At 71.8% G+C, this 19,229-nt stretch carries 14 protein-coding genes; 10 read left to right on the top strand and 4 right to left on the bottom strand.

The window, feature by feature from the left end:
• Positions 1-1,320 carry an L-fuconate dehydratase gene (locus ACZ6TV_RS39745; RefSeq protein WP_465303913.1) on the bottom strand — a complete coding sequence of 440 codons (1,320 nt, stop codon included), beginning with the start codon at positions 1,318-1,320 and terminating at the stop codon, positions 1-3.
• A 244-nt stretch (positions 1,321-1,564) separates the two neighbouring features.
• On the opposite strand from ACZ6TV_RS39745, the gene ACZ6TV_RS39740 reads away from it, so the two are divergent.
• The 4 genes from ACZ6TV_RS39740 to ACZ6TV_RS39725 all read left to right on the top strand — a co-directional run bounded on the left by ACZ6TV_RS39740 (position 1,565) and on the right by ACZ6TV_RS39725 (position 6,523).
• Complete coding sequence (locus tag ACZ6TV_RS39740; protein ID WP_465303911.1) at positions 1,565-2,893, top strand: ABC transporter substrate-binding protein; 1,329 nt, start codon at positions 1,565-1,567, stop codon at positions 2,891-2,893.
• 13 nt (positions 2,894-2,906) lie between these two features.
• Positions 2,907-3,884, top strand: a complete 978-nt coding sequence (locus ACZ6TV_RS39735; RefSeq protein ID WP_465303909.1) for a carbohydrate ABC transporter permease — start codon at positions 2,907-2,909, stop codon at positions 3,882-3,884.
• A 6-nt stretch (positions 3,885-3,890) separates the two neighbouring features.
• Positions 3,891-4,751 carry a carbohydrate ABC transporter permease gene (locus ACZ6TV_RS39730; RefSeq protein ID WP_465303907.1) on the top strand — a complete coding sequence of 287 codons (861 nt, stop codon included), beginning with the start codon at positions 3,891-3,893 and terminating at the stop codon, positions 4,749-4,751.
• A 119-nt stretch (positions 4,752-4,870) separates the two neighbouring features.
• On the top strand, positions 4,871-6,523 hold the full coding sequence (locus tag ACZ6TV_RS39725) for a lectin (RefSeq protein ID WP_465303905.1): 1,653 nt from the start codon (positions 4,871-4,873) through the stop codon (positions 6,521-6,523).
• A 155-nt stretch (positions 6,524-6,678) separates the two neighbouring features.
• On the opposite strand, the gene ACZ6TV_RS39720 is transcribed toward ACZ6TV_RS39725, so the two are convergent.
• Positions 6,679-7,971, bottom strand: a complete 1,293-nt coding sequence (locus ACZ6TV_RS39720) for a CHAT domain-containing protein (protein WP_465303903.1) — start codon at positions 7,969-7,971, stop codon at positions 6,679-6,681.
• 528 nt (positions 7,972-8,499) lie between these two features.
• Between ACZ6TV_RS39720 and ACZ6TV_RS39715 the strand changes: the two genes are divergently transcribed.
• From ACZ6TV_RS39715 to ACZ6TV_RS39700, 4 genes are all read left to right on the top strand, one after another.
• Positions 8,500-9,447 carry an ABC transporter ATP-binding protein gene (locus ACZ6TV_RS39715; RefSeq protein WP_465303901.1) on the top strand — a complete coding sequence of 316 codons (948 nt, stop codon included), beginning with the start codon at positions 8,500-8,502 and terminating at the stop codon, positions 9,445-9,447.
• Between the two features lie 14 nt (positions 9,448-9,461).
• Entirely contained in the window at positions 9,462-10,232 is a 771-nt protein-coding gene (locus ACZ6TV_RS39710; protein WP_465303899.1) for an ABC transporter permease, read from the top strand.
• Positions 10,225-11,007 (top strand): ABC transporter permease, encoded by a 783-nt coding sequence (locus tag ACZ6TV_RS39705; protein ID WP_465303897.1) that lies wholly within the window; start codon positions 10,225-10,227, stop codon positions 11,005-11,007. The genes ACZ6TV_RS39710 and ACZ6TV_RS39705 overlap by 8 nt, the downstream gene beginning before the upstream one ends.
• Positions 11,008-11,291: 284 nt before the next feature.
• Positions 11,292-11,831 (top strand): hypothetical protein, encoded by a 540-nt coding sequence (locus ACZ6TV_RS39700; protein ID WP_465303895.1) that lies wholly within the window; start codon positions 11,292-11,294, stop codon positions 11,829-11,831.
• Between the two features lie 67 nt (positions 11,832-11,898).
• On the opposite strand, the gene ACZ6TV_RS39695 is transcribed toward ACZ6TV_RS39700, so the two are convergent.
• Together ACZ6TV_RS39695 and ACZ6TV_RS39690 are read right to left on the bottom strand one after the other, a co-directional pair.
• A complete protein-coding gene (locus ACZ6TV_RS39695) occupies positions 11,899-13,086 on the bottom strand; it encodes an RCC1 domain-containing protein (RefSeq protein WP_465303893.1) in 1,188 nt (395 codons plus the stop codon).
• Positions 13,087-13,330: 244 nt separating this feature from the next.
• A complete protein-coding gene (locus tag ACZ6TV_RS39690) occupies positions 13,331-16,060 on the bottom strand; it encodes an ABC transporter permease (protein ID WP_465303891.1) in 2,730 nt (909 codons plus the stop codon).
• Between the two features lie 163 nt (positions 16,061-16,223).
• Between ACZ6TV_RS39690 and ACZ6TV_RS39685 the strand changes: the two genes are divergently transcribed.
• Together ACZ6TV_RS39685 and ACZ6TV_RS39680 are read left to right on the top strand one after the other, a co-directional pair.
• Positions 16,224-17,618, top strand: coding sequence for a serine hydrolase domain-containing protein (locus ACZ6TV_RS39685; protein WP_465303889.1), 1,395 nt, complete (start codon positions 16,224-16,226; stop codon positions 17,616-17,618).
• 11 nt (positions 17,619-17,629) lie between these two features.
• Positions 17,630-19,219 (top strand): ABC transporter substrate-binding protein, encoded by a 1,590-nt coding sequence (locus ACZ6TV_RS39680; protein ID WP_465303887.1) that lies wholly within the window; start codon positions 17,630-17,632, stop codon positions 19,217-19,219.
• Positions 19,220-19,229: the final 10 nt, after the last annotated feature.

Below are 19,229 nucleotides of genomic sequence, written 5' to 3'. Positions count from 1 at the left end.
TCAGGCTCCCGTGGCGGGGCCGCGCGTCTGCCAGTAGCCGCCGCCGGGGTAGCCGAACTCCTGCAGCGACCGCTCGCGCATCTGCGCGCTGTAGCCCGGCGCGTCCGGCAGCACGTAGTGCCCGTCCACGACCACGCACGGGTCGGTGAAGTGCTCGTGCAGGTGGTCGACGTATTCGGTGACCCGGCCTTCGAGGGATCCGGACACCGCGACGTAGTCGAAGATCGACAGGTGCTGGACGAGCTCGCACAGCCCGACACCGCCGGCGTGCGGGCAGACCGGGACGCCGAACTTCTTCGCCATCAGGTAGACGGCGAGGATCTCGTTGACGCCGGCGAGCCGGGCCGAGTCGAGCTGGCAGTAGTCGATCGCGCCGGCCTGGAAGAGCTGCTTGAACAGCACCCGGTTCATGCCGTGCTCGCCGGTGGCGACCCCGATCGGCGCCACCGCCCGCCGGATCGCGGCGTGCCCGAGGACGTCGTCGGGGCTCGTCGGCTCCTCGATCCACAGTGGACGGAACTCGGCCAGCCGGCCCACCCAGTCGACCGCCTGCGGCACGTCCCACACCTGGTTCGCGTCGATCATCAGGTCCGCGTCCCAGCCGATGACCTCACGGGCGATCCGCAGCCGTCGTACGTCGTCGGCGAGGTCCAGCCCGACCTTGAGCTTGACGTGCCGGTACCCTGCGTCGACCGCCTCCTTCAGCAGCCGGCGCAGCTTGTCGTCGTCGTAGCCGAGCCAGCCCGCGCTGGTCGTGTAGCAGGGGTAGCCGCCCAGCTCGCGCAGCCGCTCGATCCGCTGCGTGCGGGTCGGCGCCATCTCGCGCAGCATCGCGAGGGCCTCGTCCGGCGTCAGGGCGTCGGTGATGTACCGGAAGTCGGTCGCGGCGACCAGCTCCTCGGGTGACATCTCGGCGAGCAGCAGCCACAGCGGCTTTCCGGCCCGGCGCGCCGCCAGGTCCCACACGGCGTTCATCACCGCGGCGAGCGCCAGGTGCACGACCCCCTTCTCCGGCCCCAGCCAGCGCAGCTGCGAGTCCGCGCCCAGCTCCCGGTAGACCGCGCCGAGGTCGCGGCACAGCTCGCCGGCGTCGCGGCCGAGCAGCGGCTGGGCGCGCTGCCGCACCGCCTCGGCGACCAGGTCGGTGCCGCGGCCGATGGTGAAGGTAAAGCCGTGCCCGGCGAGCCCGGGGGTGTCGGTCTCCAGCACCACATAGGCGGCCGAGTAGTCGGCGTCCCGGTTCATCGCGTCCGACCCGTCGAGCCTCAGCGACGTCGGGAACCGCACGTCGTGGATCCGTACTGCGGTGATCGTCGTCATGCACACACTTCCGTCCGCCGCGCGGATCAATCCCCACGGTGGCGGGCATTGATCCGATCTATTGGCGACGGACACTAGCACCGGATGTCGAACCGCGTCTCCCCCGAATCGGCATATTCATAGGATGTCTTTCGGACATGCGTGATCGAGGACGTGGTTTGTCCGGGTTGACAGCGAGAGACCTCCCATGTCTAATCCCACCGTCATTCCACTAGACATCCGATGGCTTCGGTGAGGAGCCGCGATGATCCACTGCGGTACACGTGCCGCCGTCACGACGCTCGCGGTGCTCGCGCTGATGGGTCCCGCCGCCTGCAAGGGCCCGGAGGGCACCGGCACCGCCGACGACGCGACCGACTCGGGCGGGCGCATCACGGTGTGGGTCGACCCGCCCCGGCTGCCCGCGGTGAGCGCCTTCCAGCAGGCGCACCCCGAGATCCCGGTCGAGGTGACGACCATCAACGGCAACGTCGGCAGCACCGAGCTGCAGCAGAAGTTCGTGCTGTTCAACCAGGCCGGCACCGGATGGCCGGACGCGATCTTCTTCCCGTCCAACGACGACATCGCCTGGGCCGCCAACTCGAAGATCAACTACGTCCGGGACCTGACGGAGGACCTGGCCGACGTCATCGCCGGGTATGCGCCGAGCTCCATCTCGCAGTGCCGCATCGACGGGCTGTTCCGCTGCCTGCGCAACGACGCGGCACCCGACGTGCTGTGGTACGACAAGCAGCTGATGGCCGCCTGGGGCTACCGGCCGCCCGCCACCTGGGAGGAGTACGGCGAGCTCAGCGTGCGCATCGCCGCCGAGCACCCCGGCTACGTCACCGGCTTCCTCGGCGACGCCTACGCACCCGACCGCTACCTGTGGGCGAGCGGCTGCCCGACGAACCACCGGCTCGGCGAGCGGCAGGTGCACATCGACCTCGGCGACCCGCGCTGCCTGCGCGTCCGCGACCTGCTCGACCGGCTCGTCGCCGCCCGCGCGGTCGCCCCGGCCGGCATCTTCTCCCCCGAGGCCGCCGACCTCGGCAAACGCCTCGTCATGAGCCCGGGCGCGGTGTGGTGGGGCAGCTTCCTGTTCCGCGACACGTGGAAGGTCCCGCCGGGCCGCATCGCCGCGGCCGCGCCGCTGCGCTGGTCCACGGACGACACGCCGCACACCAGCTCCGAGGGCGGCGGCCTGTGGGGGTTCTCCCGGCACATCAAGGGCACCCAGCTGGCGAACACGCTGACGTTCGCCCGGTTCGTCGCCGCCGACCCGCGCTGGCAGGTCCAGCTCAGCGTCGGGCTGCCCGGGGTCACCGCGCTGCAGCAGCCGTGGCTGGACCGGCAGCGCGAGGCGAAGTACCTCGCCGACTTCGACGCCGCCGCCGCGGCGTTCGTCCGGGCGAGCACCATCGTGCGGCCCGAGCGCGACTACACGCGGTACAACACCGGCACCGTGTGGACGCACACCGTCACCCCGGCGCTCACCTCGGGGCGCTCCTTCTCCCACGCCTGGACCGTCTTCGGCGAACGGCTCGTCGGGGAGGCCCGCTCGTTCGGCTACACCGTCCACGACAGCGCCTGAATCGAGTCCGCCCGTGTCGACGTACAGGAGCAGCAGCCAGATCTACGCGCCGGTGCACGCGGCCGTCCCGCCGCCGCCCCAGCCACCGCGGAGGACCGGCCGGCCCGGCAGGACCGGGCGGGCCGGCAGGATGGGCCGCCGCGCCGCCGCGGTCCTCGTCCTGCCGTACGTCGCACTGCTGCTCGTCGGCGGCCTCGTACCTGCCGGGTACGCCCTGGTCAAGAGCCTGCAGAACGAGTCGGAGACCGGCTTCGGCGGGCTCAGCAGCTACCGGCGGGTGGTCACGGACCTCCGCTTCGCCGAGACCTTCGGCAACGTGGCGCTCACCATGCTCATCTGGCTGCCGCTGATGCTGCTCGGCGTCGTCGGCCTCGCCCTGCTCGTCGACGCGAGCCCCGGCCGCTTCGGCAGCACGATGCGTTTCGTCTACTACCTGCCCGGCGCCCTCACCGGCGTCGCCAACTTCATGCTCTGGCTGTTCCTGCTCGACCCCGGGCAGAGCCCGGTCGCGTTCCTCTGGCACGGCTTCGGCCACCACACGCTGGGCGAGGTCGCCCAGCCCGGGAACCTGCCGTACATCCTGGCCGCCATGCTCTTCTTCCAGGGCGCCGGCACCTGGGTCGTGGTGCTCACCGGCGGGCTGAACAGCATCTCCGCGGACCTGCTGGAGGCGGCGCGGCTGGACGGCGCGGGCGCCTGGGGCATCGCGTGGCGGGTCAAGCTGCCGATGATCCGGCCCTGGCTGGGCTACCTCGCGCTGCTCAACCTCGCCTACGGCTTCCAGCTGTTCCTCGAGCCGCAGGTCCTGAGCCAGGTCACGCACGGGCTGATCGCCCCGCAGTGGACGCCGAACCAGCTCGGGTTCTCCTACGCGTACCAGATCCTCGACACCCCGATGGCCGCCGCGATGTCGGTGATCCTGCTGGCCGTGACGCTCGGCGTCGGCCTGCTGGTCGTGCGCCGCAGCGGCCTCTTCGACGACGAACGGTGACCTACGATGCCCGTACACCTCGGCCGCGCCGGCCGGATCCTGACACTGCTGCTCGTCGCGGCCGGGTTCGCCTACCCCGTCGCCGCGTTCGCGCTGGTCGGGCTGCGCCGCGACGACGGCACCGGCCCCACCGGCCTGTCCCTGGGCAACGCCCGCGACAGCTGGCAGACGGTGCTGCGCTTCAACGACGGGGTCGTGCTGAGCTGGCTCGGCAACTCGCTGATCGTGGCCACCGGCGGCGCGCTCGTCGCCGTCGTCGTCGGCGTGCCGGCCGGCTACGCGCTCGCCCGGCTGCGCTTCCCGGGCCGCCGGCTGCTGCGCTTCTGCACGCTGCTGACGATGGTCGTGCCCAACACCGTGCTGGTGATCCCGCTGTACCTGGAGGTGAGCGCGGCCGGGGCGGTGAACAACATCTGGGTCGTCGCGCTGCTCATGGGCTTCTACCCGTTCGGCGTCTACCTCACGTACATCCACTTCCGCACGACGCTCCCCGCGCCGGTCCTCGAGGCGGCCCGCATCGACGGGCTGTCGGAGACCGACATCTTCCGCCTGGTCGCGCTGCCCGCCGCGAAGCCGGCGGTGGCCCTGGTCGGCTTCTTCAGCTTCGTGGCGAACTGGACCAACTTCTTCCTGCCGCTGGTCCTGCTGCCGCTGTCGTCGGACACCACGATCTCGGTCGGACTGCCGCAGCTGGTCTCCTCCAGCCCGCTCTTCGACCCGACCAACGCCGCCGGGCTCGACGTACGGCTCTACGCGCCGCAGCTGGCCGTCGCCACCCTCGTCACGGTCGCCCCGGTGGTCGCCGTCTTCGTCATCGCCCAGCGCGCCCTCACCCGCGGCCAGATGCTCGGGACAGCAACGTATTGACAAATCAGTATTCTTCTTGCAAAAGTCCAACCGAAGACGGCAATTCCGGACACCCTCATCGCGGAATGCCGTTACACCAGGTTGCGTCGGCGCGCTCCCATGTGTCTGAAGGACATTCGATGAGCATCACCAGACGCCAGGTCCTGGCCTCCGGACTGGCCGCCGCCGGTCTCGGTGCCACCGCGTACGTCGCCGGCACCGCCGAGGCCGCCAGCCCGCCCGGCGACGTGGTCGGGAAGATCTCCGTCGGCTACCAGGGGTGGTTCGCCTGCCTCGGCGACGGGTCACCGATCAACCAGTGGTGGCACTACAGCGCCAACGGCAGCCAGCCGCCGTCGCCGGGCAACACGACGCTCGTGTCGTGGCCGGACATGCGCGAGTTCACCAAGAGCTACCCGACCGCGTACGCGAACCTGGGCAACGGACAGCCCGCCAAGCTGTTCTCGTCCTACGACCAGCAGACCGTCGACACCCACTTCAAGTGGATGCGCGACTACGGCTGCGACACCGCCGCGCTGCAACGGTTCAACCCGGTCGGCGGCGAAGGTCCCATGCGCGACGCCATGACGGTCAAGGTCCGCAGCGCCGCGGAGGCCTTCGGCCGCAAGTTCTACATCATGTACGACGTCACCAGCTGGACCAACATGCAGTCGCAGATCAAGACCGACTGGACGACGAAGATGTCGGCCTACACCGCGTCGCCGGCGTACGCCCGGCAGAACGGCAAGCCGGTGGTCTGCATCTGGGGCTTCGGCTTCAACGACCCCGGCCGCCCGTTCGCACCCGGCCCGTGCCTGGACGTCATCAACTGGTTCAAGGCCCAGGGCTGCTACGTCATCGGCGGCGTGCCGACCTGGTGGCGCACCGGCGTCAACGACTCGCGACCCGGCTTCCTCGACGTGTACCACGCGTTCAACATGATCTCGCCGTGGATGGTCGGCCGCACCGGCGACGTCGCCGGCCTCGACTCCTACTACAACAACGTCAACCTCGGCGACCAGGCCGACTGCAACGCCCGCGGCATCGACTACCAGCCGTGCGTCATGCCCGGCGACCTGTCCGCCGGCGCCCGCGCCCACGGCGACTTCTACTGGCGGCACATCTACAACATGACCCGGCTCGGCGCGCAGGGCCTGTACGTGTCGATGTTCGACGAGTTCAACGAGGGCAACCAGATCGCGAAGACCGCCGAGAACGCCTCGATGCAGCCGGCGAACTTCGGCCACCCCGCCCTCGACGCCGACGGCGTGGCCTGCTCGGCGGACTACTACCTGCGGCTCACCGCCGACGGCGGCCGCATGTTCAAACGCGAGACGCCGCTGACCCCGACCCGGCCGACCCAGCCGGTCGCCGGCGGGCCCTCGACCCCGCCGACCGGCACCGCCTTCGCGTTCCGGTCCCGGGCGAACAACCGCTACGTCTCCGCACCCAACAGCGGCAACTCCGCGCTGATCGCCTCCGCCACCGCGGTCGGCAACGCGGAACGCTTCGAGGTCCTCGACCTCGGCGGCGGCAACATCGCGCTGCGCGCCAGGGTCAACAGCCGCCTGGTCTGCGCGGAGAACGCCGGCGCCGCCGCGCTGATCGCCAACCGTACCGCCGCCGGCCCCTGGGAGACGTTCACCCTGATCCGCAACAGCAACGGCACCGTCAGCCTCCTCGCCACGGTCAACAACCGCTACGTGTGCGCGGAGAACGCGGGCGCCGCCGCCCTGATCGCCAACCGCACGGCGATCGGCGGCTGGGAACAGTTCGACCAGCTCCCGGCATAGCCACCGGCGCGTCTCCGGGTGCGTCCGCTCCACCGGAACCTGGGAGCGGACGCACCCTGGACAGCGCCCCCGGCCCGTGACAGGTCAGGCACGAGTGCCGTACCCCGTCACGGCCGCTCACCGCGTCATCGGACCGTCCTCAGCGACATCGGGTCCTACCGTGCTGCGGCGGCGTCGAGGATCGCCCTGGACAGTGCCCGCGCGACCTCTGGAGCGCTGTCGGCCAGCGCCGCGGCGGAGATGCGTTCGTCGGGCTCGACGCGGATCGGCTTGTCGGACTGGTACAACGTGCTCGCCTGCCGTCGGGGCAGCCGGTCGACGCTGTCGATCGAGAGCATCAGCGTCGACTGCACACCGGCCGCGACAGCCATGTGTGCGGCACCCAGCAGTTCCAGCCGGCCGATCAGGCGGAGCAGGTCAGCGATCTGCGCGGGAAGATGATCGCGGTCCAGGACGGCGCCCATCGAATCGCAGGGCAGCGTCGACCAGATCGACACCTGACCGTCGGCAGCGAGGCGGATGCCCTGCAGTTGCGGCGCCCGCGCCTCGTTCCAGCGCAGCCTCGGCGGATCGAAGGGCACGGTCGCACCCGCGGTGTCGCGCGTGAGCTTTACCGCCTCCGTTGCGGGAACGGCGGCGGCGGCCCGGATGCGTGCGGGCAGCGAATCGACGAGGCCGGCATGGACCCGTGCCGACAGCGGAGGTGCGCCCAGGGGGACGACGTGGAGCTCGACCGCCGGATCAGTGTATGTGCCGCGGTGCAGCCCCTGGTCGAAATCCGAGCGCCAGGCGATCGTCACGGGCGCGGGCAGCGGTGAGAAGAGGTCTTCGACCGTGGCCGGCCCGGCGCCGATCCGAGCCGCGGTCTCGGCCCCGGGCCGGACAATGAGTTGGGGGACGGCGTGGTCCGGCAGTCCGTGCAGCATCAGCGCCGCGGTCGCCTGATCGAATGCCTCCTCGACGGTGCGACGGAAGCCGAGGGCCGAGTAGAACGCGGCGGCGAAGACGGCGGCGGAGCGGTCGTCGATGGGCGCGGTCATGCCGACGATGTAGTCGATGTGGCGGCCGATCGCCTCTGCCTGGGCAGCGGAGTAGCAGGCGTTGAGCACGACGATCCGGACGTCGTCCTTCATGGTCCTGAACAGTCCGGCCAGTGCCTCCGGGCTGACACGGTGCTCACCGCCGGTGCCGGTCGACAGGACGATCTCGCCGTTCGCGGTGCCGTGGCCACTGAAATGCACGATCTGCGGGCGGAGCTGGTTGAGGTGCTGGAGCAGGTCCGCCGGGCGTACCGCCCAGCGGGTGATGAACTCGAAGGTGTCGCGGCCTCCGGACAGTCGAAGCTTCTCGTCGATCTCCCGGGCCTCCTCGTCCAGGGCGAGCCGTGGGGTGGCTGCCGGGTTCGCGGCGAGCATCAGGATCCGGTTGTGCCCCTCCAGCGGCGCCACCGCACCGGCGGCCGCCGGCCTGCTGGCGGCGGCAGGCCGTGGTGCCGGCCGCGGGGCTGCCGGGTCCAGGTCACGGCTGCCGAGGTCTGTCACGGGTTCCTCCACCAAACTGTGTCCGCGGGCCACGGGCAGACCGCTCATGACGTCCTGACGGACAGCGGCACCGCAGGCGGACGGCCCAGCGCACGCGGCCGCGATTCGGAGAACTGCGGGCGCGTGCGGGACTTCCGATGCGCTTTCCGTCTCGGGTCAGGGTGTGCAGCGGAAGTAGACGCTGCGGTGGTAGTCGCCGGTGGCGACGTTCGGCCGGTGATCAGCCCGCGGGCCGCGCGGTTGGGCTGGTGGCCGAGCACACCGGAGATCTCCTGGATCCGGGCGCGGGTGTCGGCGTTGACCAACTGCGGCGCGGACAACGCCCGGCGCACCGACAGGGGGCCGGGACCGGTGCCGCAATCGGGTCGACAAGAGCTTGCTCGAAACGTGGTAATGCGTTGTAAATTTTCGACTTCGCCGACTAGGTTTACGATCATGACCACTGCGCCACTCATCGAGGCCCGGGGCCTGACGAAGACCTACGACAGCCGCTCCGGCGGGGAGCCGTACACCGCGGTCCGCGGGATCGACTTCGAGGTCCGCGCGGGTGAGGCCTTCGGCGTCCTGGGTGCCAACGGCGCCGGCAAGTCCTCGACCATGCGGATGATCGCCTGCGTCTCCCCGGTCTCCGGCGGCACACTGCGCATCCTCGGCATGGACGCCGCCCGCGACGGCCGGCTGATCCGCGCCCGACTCGGCGTGGTGCCGCAGGACGACACCCTCGACACCGAGCTCACCGTCCGGGAGAACCTGCTCATCTACGGCCGCTACTTCGGCATTGCGTGGAAGGCCCTGCGCGAGCGCTGCGACCAGTTGCTGGAGTTCAGCCGGCTCGAGGACAAGGGCACCCAGGCCGTCGCCACCCTCTCCGGCGGCATGCGACGGCGGCTCACCATCGCCCGGGCGCTGATCAACCAGCCGGAGATCCTGCTGCTCGACGAGCCGACCACGGGCCTGGACCCGCAGGCGCGCCACCTGCTGTGGGAGCGGCTGTTCCAGCTCAAGGAGGACGGCGTCACGCTGCTGCTCACCACGCACTACATGGACGAGGCCGAGCAGCTGTGCGACCGCCTGGTGGTGATGGACGCCGGGACGATCGTCGCCGAGGGCTCCCCCGCCGACCTCATCGGGCGCTACAGCACCCGCGAGGTGCTCGAGCTGCGGTTCGCCACCCACGAGCGGCAGCCGATGATCGACAAGTGCGCCGGGGTCACCGACCGGTTGGAGGTGCTGCCGGACCGGCTGGTGCTGTACACCGACGACGGCGAGTCGACCCTGGCCGCGGTCCACGCCAGGGGCGTGCGCCCGGCTGCGGCCATCGTGCGGCGCTCGACGCTGGAGGACGTCTTCCTCACCCTCACCGGCCGCTCACTCATCGACTGACGGGGATCTCCGCGATGACCACCGCCTTGCACGCCCTCACCTACTGGCTGTTGCGCTACCGCCGTACCTGGCGCGGCAGCATCGTGATCAGCGTCGTCAACCCGCTGTTCTTCATGATCGCCCTCGGGCTGGGCCTCGGGAAGCTCATCGACGCCCGGGCCGACCCGCAGCTGCACGGGCACACCTACGCCGAGTTCATCGTGCCCGGGCTGCTCATCGCCGCCGTCATGCAGACGGCCTTCCTCGAGGCGGCCGGCCCGGTCTTCCAGAGCACCCGGCCGACCGGCAACTACCGGTCGGCGGCGACCGCCCCGTTGCGTCCCGCCGACATCTTCCACGGCCACCTGCTGTACTGGCTGCTGCGCGCGGCGCAGAACGCGATCCTGTTCATCGCGGTGTGCGCGTGCTTCGGTGCCGTGGATCCCGCCCGCGGCGCGCTGCTGGTCCCCATCGCCGTCCTCGTCGCCGTGTCGTTCGGCGCGCCCGCGGCGGCCTGGGCGGTGACCGTCAGCCGCCCCGCGCAGCTGAACATGATGTTCCGCTTCGTGATCCTGCCGCTGTACATGTTCTCCGGCACGTTCTTCCCCATCGAGCAGCTGCCCGGGTGGCTCCAGCCGGTCGCCTGGGTGACGCCGCTGTGGCACGGCATCGACCTCGCCCGCGGCGTCGCGCTCGGCACCGCGACCCTGCCACTGACGCTCGTCCACGTGGCGTACCTCGCCGCGCTCACCGTCGCCGGCGTCGTCCTCGCCCGGCGCAACTACCGGAGGCAGCTGTATGTCTGACACGGCGCTGCGTCCCGGCCGGGCGTTCACCATGGTGGAGCGCAACCTGCTCATCTACCGGCACACCTGGCCGGTGCTGCTGGCCGAGATCTTCGAGCCGATGATGTACCTGCTGGCCTTCGGGGTCGGCATCGGCGTCCTCGTCGGCACCGTGACCGGCCTCGCCGGCACCGCCGTCGACTTCCCCAGCTTCGTGGCGCCGGCCCTGCTGGCCACCGCGGCCATGAACGGCGCCATGAACGAGACCACGTTCAACATGTACGCGAAGCTCGCCACCGAGAAGACCTACCAGGCCATCCTCACCACGCCGATGTCCAGCCGCGCCGTGGCGCTGGGCGAGGTCACCTGGGCGCTGCTGCGCGGGACGCTCGTGTCCACCACGTTCCTGGTCGCGGTGAGCCTCATCGGCCTGACCGGCACCTGGACCGCGCTGCTGGTCGTCCCGGCCGCCCTGCTCATCGGCGCGACCTTCGCGTCGCTCGGCCTGGTCGTGGTCACCCTGTTGCGCAGCTGGCAGGACACGCAGCTGATCCAGCTGGTGATGCTGCCGATGTTCCTGTTCTCCACCACGTTCTTCCCGCTGTCGGTGTACCCCCGGCCGGTGCGGTGGCTGGTTGAGGCGCTGCCGCTGTACCACAGCATCGAACTGGTCCGGGCCTGCTTCCTCGGCACCGGCTGGCGGCACGCGCTGATCGCGATCGTCTACCTCACGGTGCTGGGCCTCGCCGCGCTGCTCGTCGCCGTCCGCCGGCTGGACCGGACGCTGCGCGGCTGACCCGGCCGGGCGATGCGGCCGGCCCGCACCTGGCTATTGTCCGGGTCGGCCGCATTCTGGTTCAAATGCTCTGCCGGGGACTGCCCGATCGGACACTGTCACGGCCGTCGATATCTCGATACATCTATGGCCATGACTTCATCGCGCTTTACCGCCCGAGGGGCCGCGGTCGCCGTCACCGCGCTGCTCGGGGCCGTGGCGAGCCTGTTCGTCACGTCGCCCGCCTACGCCGGGACGGGCACCCTGGTCCGGCAGCCTCCCCCGCCGGATCGCCGACCTACGGGGTGACAGTCACCGTCCTGTACACCACCAGCGCGCCGACCACGTCGTTCCGCCTCGAGTTCGACCTGCCCGAGGGCTCGAGCGTCACCCCGTTCGGCAGCCTGCCCTTCACCCGCACCGGCAACCACTGGGTCGCGCAGTTCTACGCCGCGTCGCCGCAGACCGCGGGCGTCCGCTTCGAGACCGGCTTCGCCGTCCTCGGCACCGGCGACCTCACGAACTGCCGCGTCGACGGCAACCCCTGCACCTACACCGTCCTGACCGACACCCAGGCGCCGACGGTCCCGGGCAACATGGTCGCGACGCGGGCGACGTGGCCCGGGGTCGGCACCGGAGTGACGCTGCGGTGGTCGGCGTCGACGGACAACTTCGGCGTCACCGGCTACGAGGTCACCGTCAACGGCCGGCCGTACATCACCACGACGCAGCTCTACCAGTCCGTCCCGCACTTCGCGAACGCGGCCACGACGTACGCCGTCCGCGCCCGGGACAAGGTCGGCAACGTCTCCGCGTACGCGACCTACGTGCTGCCGCCGATGTAGCTTCCGGCGACACGGTGACGCCGGGCGTGCCCGCCCACGAGTGAAGGCGGGCACGCCCGGCCGGCGGTCAGCCGGGGAGGTTCACCTGCGCCGGGGTCGACCTGTCGGTGGCGGTGCCGTCACCGAGCTGCGAGTTCCCGTTGTACCCCCAGCACCACAGCCCGCCGTCGGTGCGCACGCCGCAGCTGTGGTAGCCGGCGACGAGCCCGGTCGTCCAGGTCGTGGCGGTGCCGACCCGCGTCGGGGTGGACCGGCTGGTCGTCGTGCCGTCACCGAGCCCGCCGGCCATGTTGTTGCCCCAGCACCAGAGGCTGCCGTCGGTGCGGCTCGCGCACGAGGAGTCGTAGCCGGCGTTGACCGCGTTCCAGGTGGTGACGCTGCCGACCTGCACCGGCGCGCTCTGCAGCGGGCCGCTCGCGCCGAGCTGGCCGTAGCCGTTGTTGCCCCAGCACCACAGGGTCCGGTCGGTGCGGACGCCGCAGGTGTGCAGGAAGCCAGCCGTCGCGCTGCTCCACGTGGTCGCGGTGCCGACCTGCGCCGGCGTCGTCGAGTAGCTCAGCGAGCCCGTGCCGATCTGCCCGCTGGAGCTGTCGCCCCAGCACCACAGGGTGCCGTCGGTCCGCGTCCCGCAGGTGTGCGCGTAGCCAGCCGTGACGCTCGCCCAGTTGCTCGCCGTGCCGACCCGCACCGGCGCGGTCACGTAGTAGTCGGCGGTGCCCAGGCCCAGCTGCCCGAGCCGGTTGAAGCCCCAGCACCACAGCGAGCCGTCGGTCCGCACACCGCAGGTGTGGCTGTCACCGGCGCTGACGTTGGCCCAGGTGGTCGCGGTGCCGACCTGCACGGGGGCGTTCCGGTTGGTGATGCTGCCGTCGCCGAGCTGGCCCCGGCGGTTGCCGCCCCAGCACCACAGCGTGCCGTCGGTCTTGGTCGCGCACGCGTAGTTGCTGCCGGCCTCGATGCGGGACCAGTTCGTCGCGGTCCCGACCCGGGTCGGCGTGGTCCGCGTCGTGTTGGTGCCGTCACCGACCTCGCCGCTCCAGTTGCTGCCCCAGCACCACAGCGTCGCGTCGGTGCCGACCGCGCACGTCTGCCCGTAACCGGCGCCGACACTGGCGACCGGCGGAGCCGCCGCGGCCGGGCCGGCCGTGAACGCGACCGCCAGGACGGCGCCGACGACGCTCGCCACCGCGGCGGCGGCGATGCTGAACAAGGGCCGCCGCCGAACGCGCGGCCGGCCGATCCGAGATTCGCCCATGTACCTGTCTCCCAACGACATGATGATGGGCGGACGCTACGATCATCCGCTCACGCTGGGCAACGAAGCCGTCGCCGCACCGCCGTCCGCCTGCACCGGGCCGCGAAAGTTACAGTCGTCAATCGGCGCGCGGGTCCGGCCGGCACCCGTCCGGGTGGTCGAAAGGTGATGCCCCAGGCGGGCCGAGGAAACCGGGACGACCGGCCCTCCGCCACGGCGGCGAAGAAGGCGCGCGGTCCCGGATTCAGCCTTCGGCGAGCAGGCGGGCGGCCGGCAGGGTGCGCAGCGACCTGACCGGCAGGATCGCGGCCGCCACCGCCAGGAGTGTCCCGGCGACCGCCGCGGCGGCGGCCACCGCGAACGAGGTGACGGTGAGGTCGGAGCTGAGCAGGGCGGCGGTGCCGAGCGCCGCGCCGGCGCCCGTGGTCGCGCCCAGGACGCCGAGCGCCACCGCCTCGTACGCGGCGAGGCGGGCGAGCGCCGGGTCCGCCCAGCCCACCGCGCCGAGCAGGGCGAACTCGGCGGCCCGCTCCCGGATGCCGACATAGAGGACGTCGGCGACCGTGCCGGCACCCAGCAGGGTGGTGAGGACCGCCGCGACGTAGTCCGTGGTCTGCACCTGCACGGTGACGGCGTCGCCCAGGACCGTGCCGGAGACGCTGCCACGGAAGGTGAGGTTGATGATCACCAGCAGGGTCAGCGACGCCACGCCGATCGCGAGGCTCGACGCGCCGACGGCGGTGCGGCCGGGTGCGCGCAGGACGTTGCCGATGGCGAGGCCGCCGACCCGGCGCGGCACCCGGCGGCGCCGCACGGCCACGACCGGGGGGCGCACGGCGGCGGCCGGGTCGGCGCGGGTGGCCCGCCACGCGGGAGGCAGCGACGCCAGCAGGCTCAGCAGCAGCGCCGCCGGGACCGCCACGAGCGCGTGCCCGGCGCTCAGCGTGGCCCCGAGCGCCGGGGACAACGCGAGGGCCAGGATCGCGCCCAGCAGGCCGGCGACCGCGCCGACCGCGCACGCCTCCCCCGCGACCAGGGCGAACAGCCGACGGCGGGGCCAGCCGACGCAGGCGAGCACGCCCAGCTCGGTGGTCCTGCCGCGGACCGCGGCGCCGGTCGCGTTGCCGACCGCGAGGCCGCAGGCGATCAGGACGAGTATCGACAGGACCAGCGACTTGCGGTCGATCGCGGACACGATCGTCGTGGCGACCCCGAGCTTCAGCCAGGTGTCGCGGACGGCGAGCGCGGGGCGGCCGAACCTTCCGGCGGGCAGGCGCAGCGGCACCGCCGCCGCGGAGGATCCGATGGTGAGGTCGACCCGCAGGCCGGTGGCGAGATGGATCTGGTCCGCGACGGCCCGGACCCGTTCCTGGGAGAACGCGTCCATGCCGACGGTGCCGGCGACCCGGACCCGGACCATCGAGATCGGGGCGTCGGCGTTGACGCCGTGCGCCGGGTCGAGGTTGTCGTACGGCGCCCGCTGCAACGCCGGCAGCGCCGAGAGCGTGGTGAGCAGGTGCGGCCGCTGCCCGAGCGGGCCCGCGAAGCCGGTGCCGGCCAGCAACGGCCGGTCGCCGAGCGCGGCGCGCGCCGCGTCGTCGGCGCCGGTCGCCCCGGGCACGGCCCACAGGTCGAAGGGCGGCCGGGACAGCGCCGGACCGGCGGCGAGCACGGCCGGGTCGTACACGCCGACGCCGCGCAGGAACGTCCCGCCCCTGGGGTCCGACGGTCCGTGCATGACGACGGTGCGGACCGGGTCGTCGGCCAGGCCCACCGGCAGCGGCCTGCCGGCCGGCCTGTCGTGCGCGTGCTGCCCCCACTCGACGCCGGTGTAGGGCAGCACGCCGGCGGTGCCGCCAGACAGCGTCATCGGGCTGGTCGTCCACCAGTCGCCCACGGGGACGGTGCCGGTGAGCGACCGGAGCAGGTCCGGATACACGTCCTGGGCGCTGTAGGCCCGCGCGCCGATCGGGGTGGCCGGCTGGGTGGCGTAGTAGTCGACCGCGTTGTCCAGTCGCATCCCGGCACCGGTCTTGTCCGCCGCGTCGCCGTCGACGCGCTCGATCTCCAGGCGCAGCTGCTGGTCCAGGTCGAGGCTGCCGGAGGCGAGCACCGGGATGCCCGGCGCGGTGTCGCCGGGCGTGAAGTAGCCGCCCCGCACCACGGCGGCGTCGAGGCCGTCGAGCTTCGCCTCCTGCACCGGGTCGACCGCGGCCAGCAGCAGCGGGATCGGGAACAGCACCCGCAGCTGCGGGTGCGGGGTCTGCTCGATGCTCGACGCCGGATCGCTGGACCAGCACACCGCCTCGGTGCGGTCCCGCGGCGCGAGCGGGTCGACGCCGTCGAAGTAGCCGGTCAGCGGCTCGCACACCTCGGTCACCCCACCGGCGCCGTGCTCGTGGACCGCCGGCGGTCTCGGCAGCTGCGAGCTGTCGTACATCTTGCCCTCGACCATCGGCTCACCCGGCAGGAACTCGAGGGCGTTCCTGGTGGCGTAGAGGTACTTCGGTCCGTCGGCGATGCTCGACAGCCCGCGGTCGCCGGTGAAGACCGGACGCACCCGCAGCACCTGCCGCTGCCCGCCGGCGGCGACGTGGTCGGTGAGGTCGACGGTGACGGCCGCCGTCTGCATGACGTAGCCGGCCATCGCCACGGGTGCGGCCACCGCGACCCCGGGCAGGTCCAGGATCCGCTTCCACTGCGCCTCGGTGATGCCGCCGTAGGTCGAGGTGACCCGGTCGGTGCGCACCAGCCCGCCGGCCTGTTCCCCGGTGTCGACGGCGGCGGGCGGGCGGACCAGGATGTCGTACACGGGCCGGTAGTTGGCCTGGACCGTGCCGCCGACCCGCACCCGCGACCCTTGCGACGCCGACACCAGCAGCGCGAAGCTGGCCACCGCCACGGTCACCGCGGCGAGCGTGGCGACCTGCCGGCCCAGGCGGAAACGCAGCTGCGCGCGGATGATCGTGATCATTCGGACACCCCCGTGTCGACGGTCGCCCCGAACCATCCATCGATCCGACCCCTTATGTCAAGACGCGAAATAAGCGCCGGACTGTCCGCCGGTACGAACTGGCGGCACCGGAGTTGTCGTCTTGGACGAACACCGGTCGGGAGCGTGAACCTAGGGTTGCCGCATGTCGGAACTGGATGACATCCATCACTGGCTGCGCGAGCGGTTGCCCGCGTTGCTCGTCGAGTACAAGGTGCCCGCCGCTGCGGTGGCGGTCTCGGTCGGCGGTGACGTCATCGACGTCGCGGCCGGCGTTCTGAGCCTGGCGACCGGGGTGGAGGCCACCGCCGACTCGGTGTTCCAGGTCGGGTCCATCACCAAGGTGTGGACGGCCACGCTCGTGATGCAGCTGGCCGACGAGGGCGCGCTCGACCTCGACGCGCCCGTCCGGCAGTACGTGCCGCAGTTCGCCATCGCCGACGAAGCGGCGGCCGCCGCGATCACGGTGCGGCAGCTGCTGAGCCACACGGCCGGCTTCGAGGGCGACATCTTCACCGACACCGGCAAGGGCGACGACTGCGTCGAGAAGTACGTCGCGACGCTCGCCGCCACGCCCCAGCTGTTCCCGCCCGGCAGCATGTTCTCCTACAACAACGCCGGGTACTGCGTGCTCGGCCGGGTCGTCGAGGTGCTGCGCGGCAAGCCGTTCGACGCCTGCGTCCGCGAGCACCTGTTCGGGCCGCTCGGGCTCACCCACGCCGCCAACGGCGCCGACGAGGCGATCCTCTTCCGGGCCGCGGTCGGGCACATCCAGCCCGGGCCGGACGCCGACCCGGTGCCGGCGCCGATCTGGGCCCTGGCCCGGTCCAACGCCCCGGCCGGGTCGATGCTCACGATGCGGGCCCGCGACCTGGTCGCCTTCGCGCGGATGCACCTCGACGGCGGCAAGGCGGCCGACGGCACCCAGGTGCTCGGCGCCGACAGCGCGGCGGCGATGCGGCAGCCCCAGGTGACCCTGCCAGAGCTCGGCCTGATGGGCGACGCGTGGGGGCTCGGCTGGGAGGTGTTCGACTGGCCCGGCGGCCCGGTGATCGGGCACGACGGCAACACGATCGGCCAGGCGGCGATGCTGCGCGTGGTGCCCGGGCGGGACGTCGCGGTCGCGCTGCTCAGCAACGGCGGCAATCCGTTCGCGCTGTACAGCGAGATCTTCACGAAGGTGCTGCGGGACCTGGCCGGCGTGCAGATGCCGCCGCTGCCGGCGCCGCCGGAGGAGCCGGAGACCGTCGACGTCGAGCGCCACCTCGGCACGTACTCGTGCGACGTGGCCGAGCTCGTCGTGGAGCGCGACGGCGACGGACGGCTCTGGGTCGAGCAGCGGCCCAAGGGGCTCATGGCGCAGCTCGGCGGCCAGGTCGAGCGGACCGAGCTGGTCCATCTGTCCGGCGACCGGTTCGTCCCGCTCAAGGCCACGCTCGGCGTCCACATCCCCTACGTCTTCGTCGGCGACGACGGGACCGGTCACTCCCTGTACGTCCACAGCGGCCGCGCGATCCGTCGCGTCCCCACGAACCAGTAGCGGAGGCATCCATGAGATCTGTCCGGATCACCGCCGCAGTCGGTGGTCTCGCGCTCCTCCTCGGCGCGTGCGGCGGCAACGGCACCGGGACCACCGGCGATCAGCAGCTCGCCGACGGCAAGACGTTCACCATGGTGCTCGGCGCCGACCCCGGCACGCTCGACCCCCACCTCACGTCCCTGTCGGTCGCGATGCTCGTCGGCCGGTTCATGTACGACTCCCTGATCAGCATCGACCCGGGCGGCAACGAGGTCGCCGGGCTGGCGCAGACCTGGCAGGGCACGACGACGTCCGCGACGTACACGCTGCGCAAGGACGTCAAGTGCGCCAACGGCAGCCCGCTCACCGCGACCGTGGTCGCCGACAACATCAACTTCGTCGGCGACCCGAAGAACGGGTCGTCGCGGATCGGGGCGTTCGTCCCGGCCGGCGCGACCGCGAAGGCGGACGACGCGGCCGGCACGGTGACGGTCACCTCGCCGGCGCCCGCGGCGTTCCTCGCCCGGATGGTCGGCGGCCTGCCGATCGTGTGCGACAAGGGCATGAAGGACCGCAACCTGCTCAAGCAGGGCGGCGACGGCACCGGCATGTTCACGCTGACCGAGGCGGTCGCCAACGACCACTACACGTTCACCCGCCGCAAGGACTACGCGTGGGGCCCCGGTGACTGGAAGACCGTCCAGCCCGGCCTGCCCGACACGGCGGTCCTCAAGGTCGTCACCAACGAGGCGACCGCGGCCAACCTGCTGACGTCCAAGCAGGTGAACGCCGCGCAGATGGTCGGGCCGGACCGGCAGCGGCTCCAGGCGGCCGGTCTGCACCAGCGGCAGATCGAGGCGGCGCTCGGCGAGCTGTGGTTCAACCACAAGACCGGGCTGCCCGGCGCCGACGAGCAGGTGCGCAAGGCGCTGGTCCAGGCGCTCGACCTGACCGAGCTGGGCAAGGTCGTCAGCAGCGGCAGCGGCAAGCCGCCGACGGGCCTCGTCGCCTCGGGCATCGGGCCGTGCAAGCAGAACACGGTCGAGGGCAACCTGCCCGGCCACGACCTCGACGCGGCGAAGGCCGCGCTGGAGGCCGCCGGCTGGACGGCCGGCTCCGGCGGCGGCCGCGCGAAGGGCGGGCAGAAGCTCACCATCACGATCGCGTACCCGGCCAGCCTGGGCGCCGGCTCGCAGGCCGGCGCCGAGCTCACGCAGAAGGTCTGGACGAGCGTCGGCGCGGAGGTCACCGTGAAGTCCGTGACCGACGCCGAGATCGGCACGGCGCTGCTCGGCGGGCAGCTCGCCTGGGAGGCGGCGTTCCTGCCGCTCAACACGACCCTGCCCAGCCAGGTCATCCCGTACGTGTCCGGGCCGTCCGCGCCGAACGGCGTCAACTTCTCCGGCATCGACAACGCCGACTACACCAAGGCGGTCACGGAGGCGTCGGCGATCGCCGGCACCGCCGGCTGCGACAAGTGGGCGGCCGCGGAGAAGGCGATCTTCCAGCACGTCGACCTGGTGCCGTTCGTCAACTCGACGATCCCGACGTTCGGTCAGGGCGCGCAGTTCGAGCTCGGCGACGGCGCGCTGATCCCGCAGTCGATCCGAATGCTCGCCTGAGGTGGTGACC

This window comes from Dactylosporangium sp. NPDC051087, from assembly GCF_055586325.1.
This window is presented reverse-complemented; position numbering and strand designations above follow the sequence as displayed.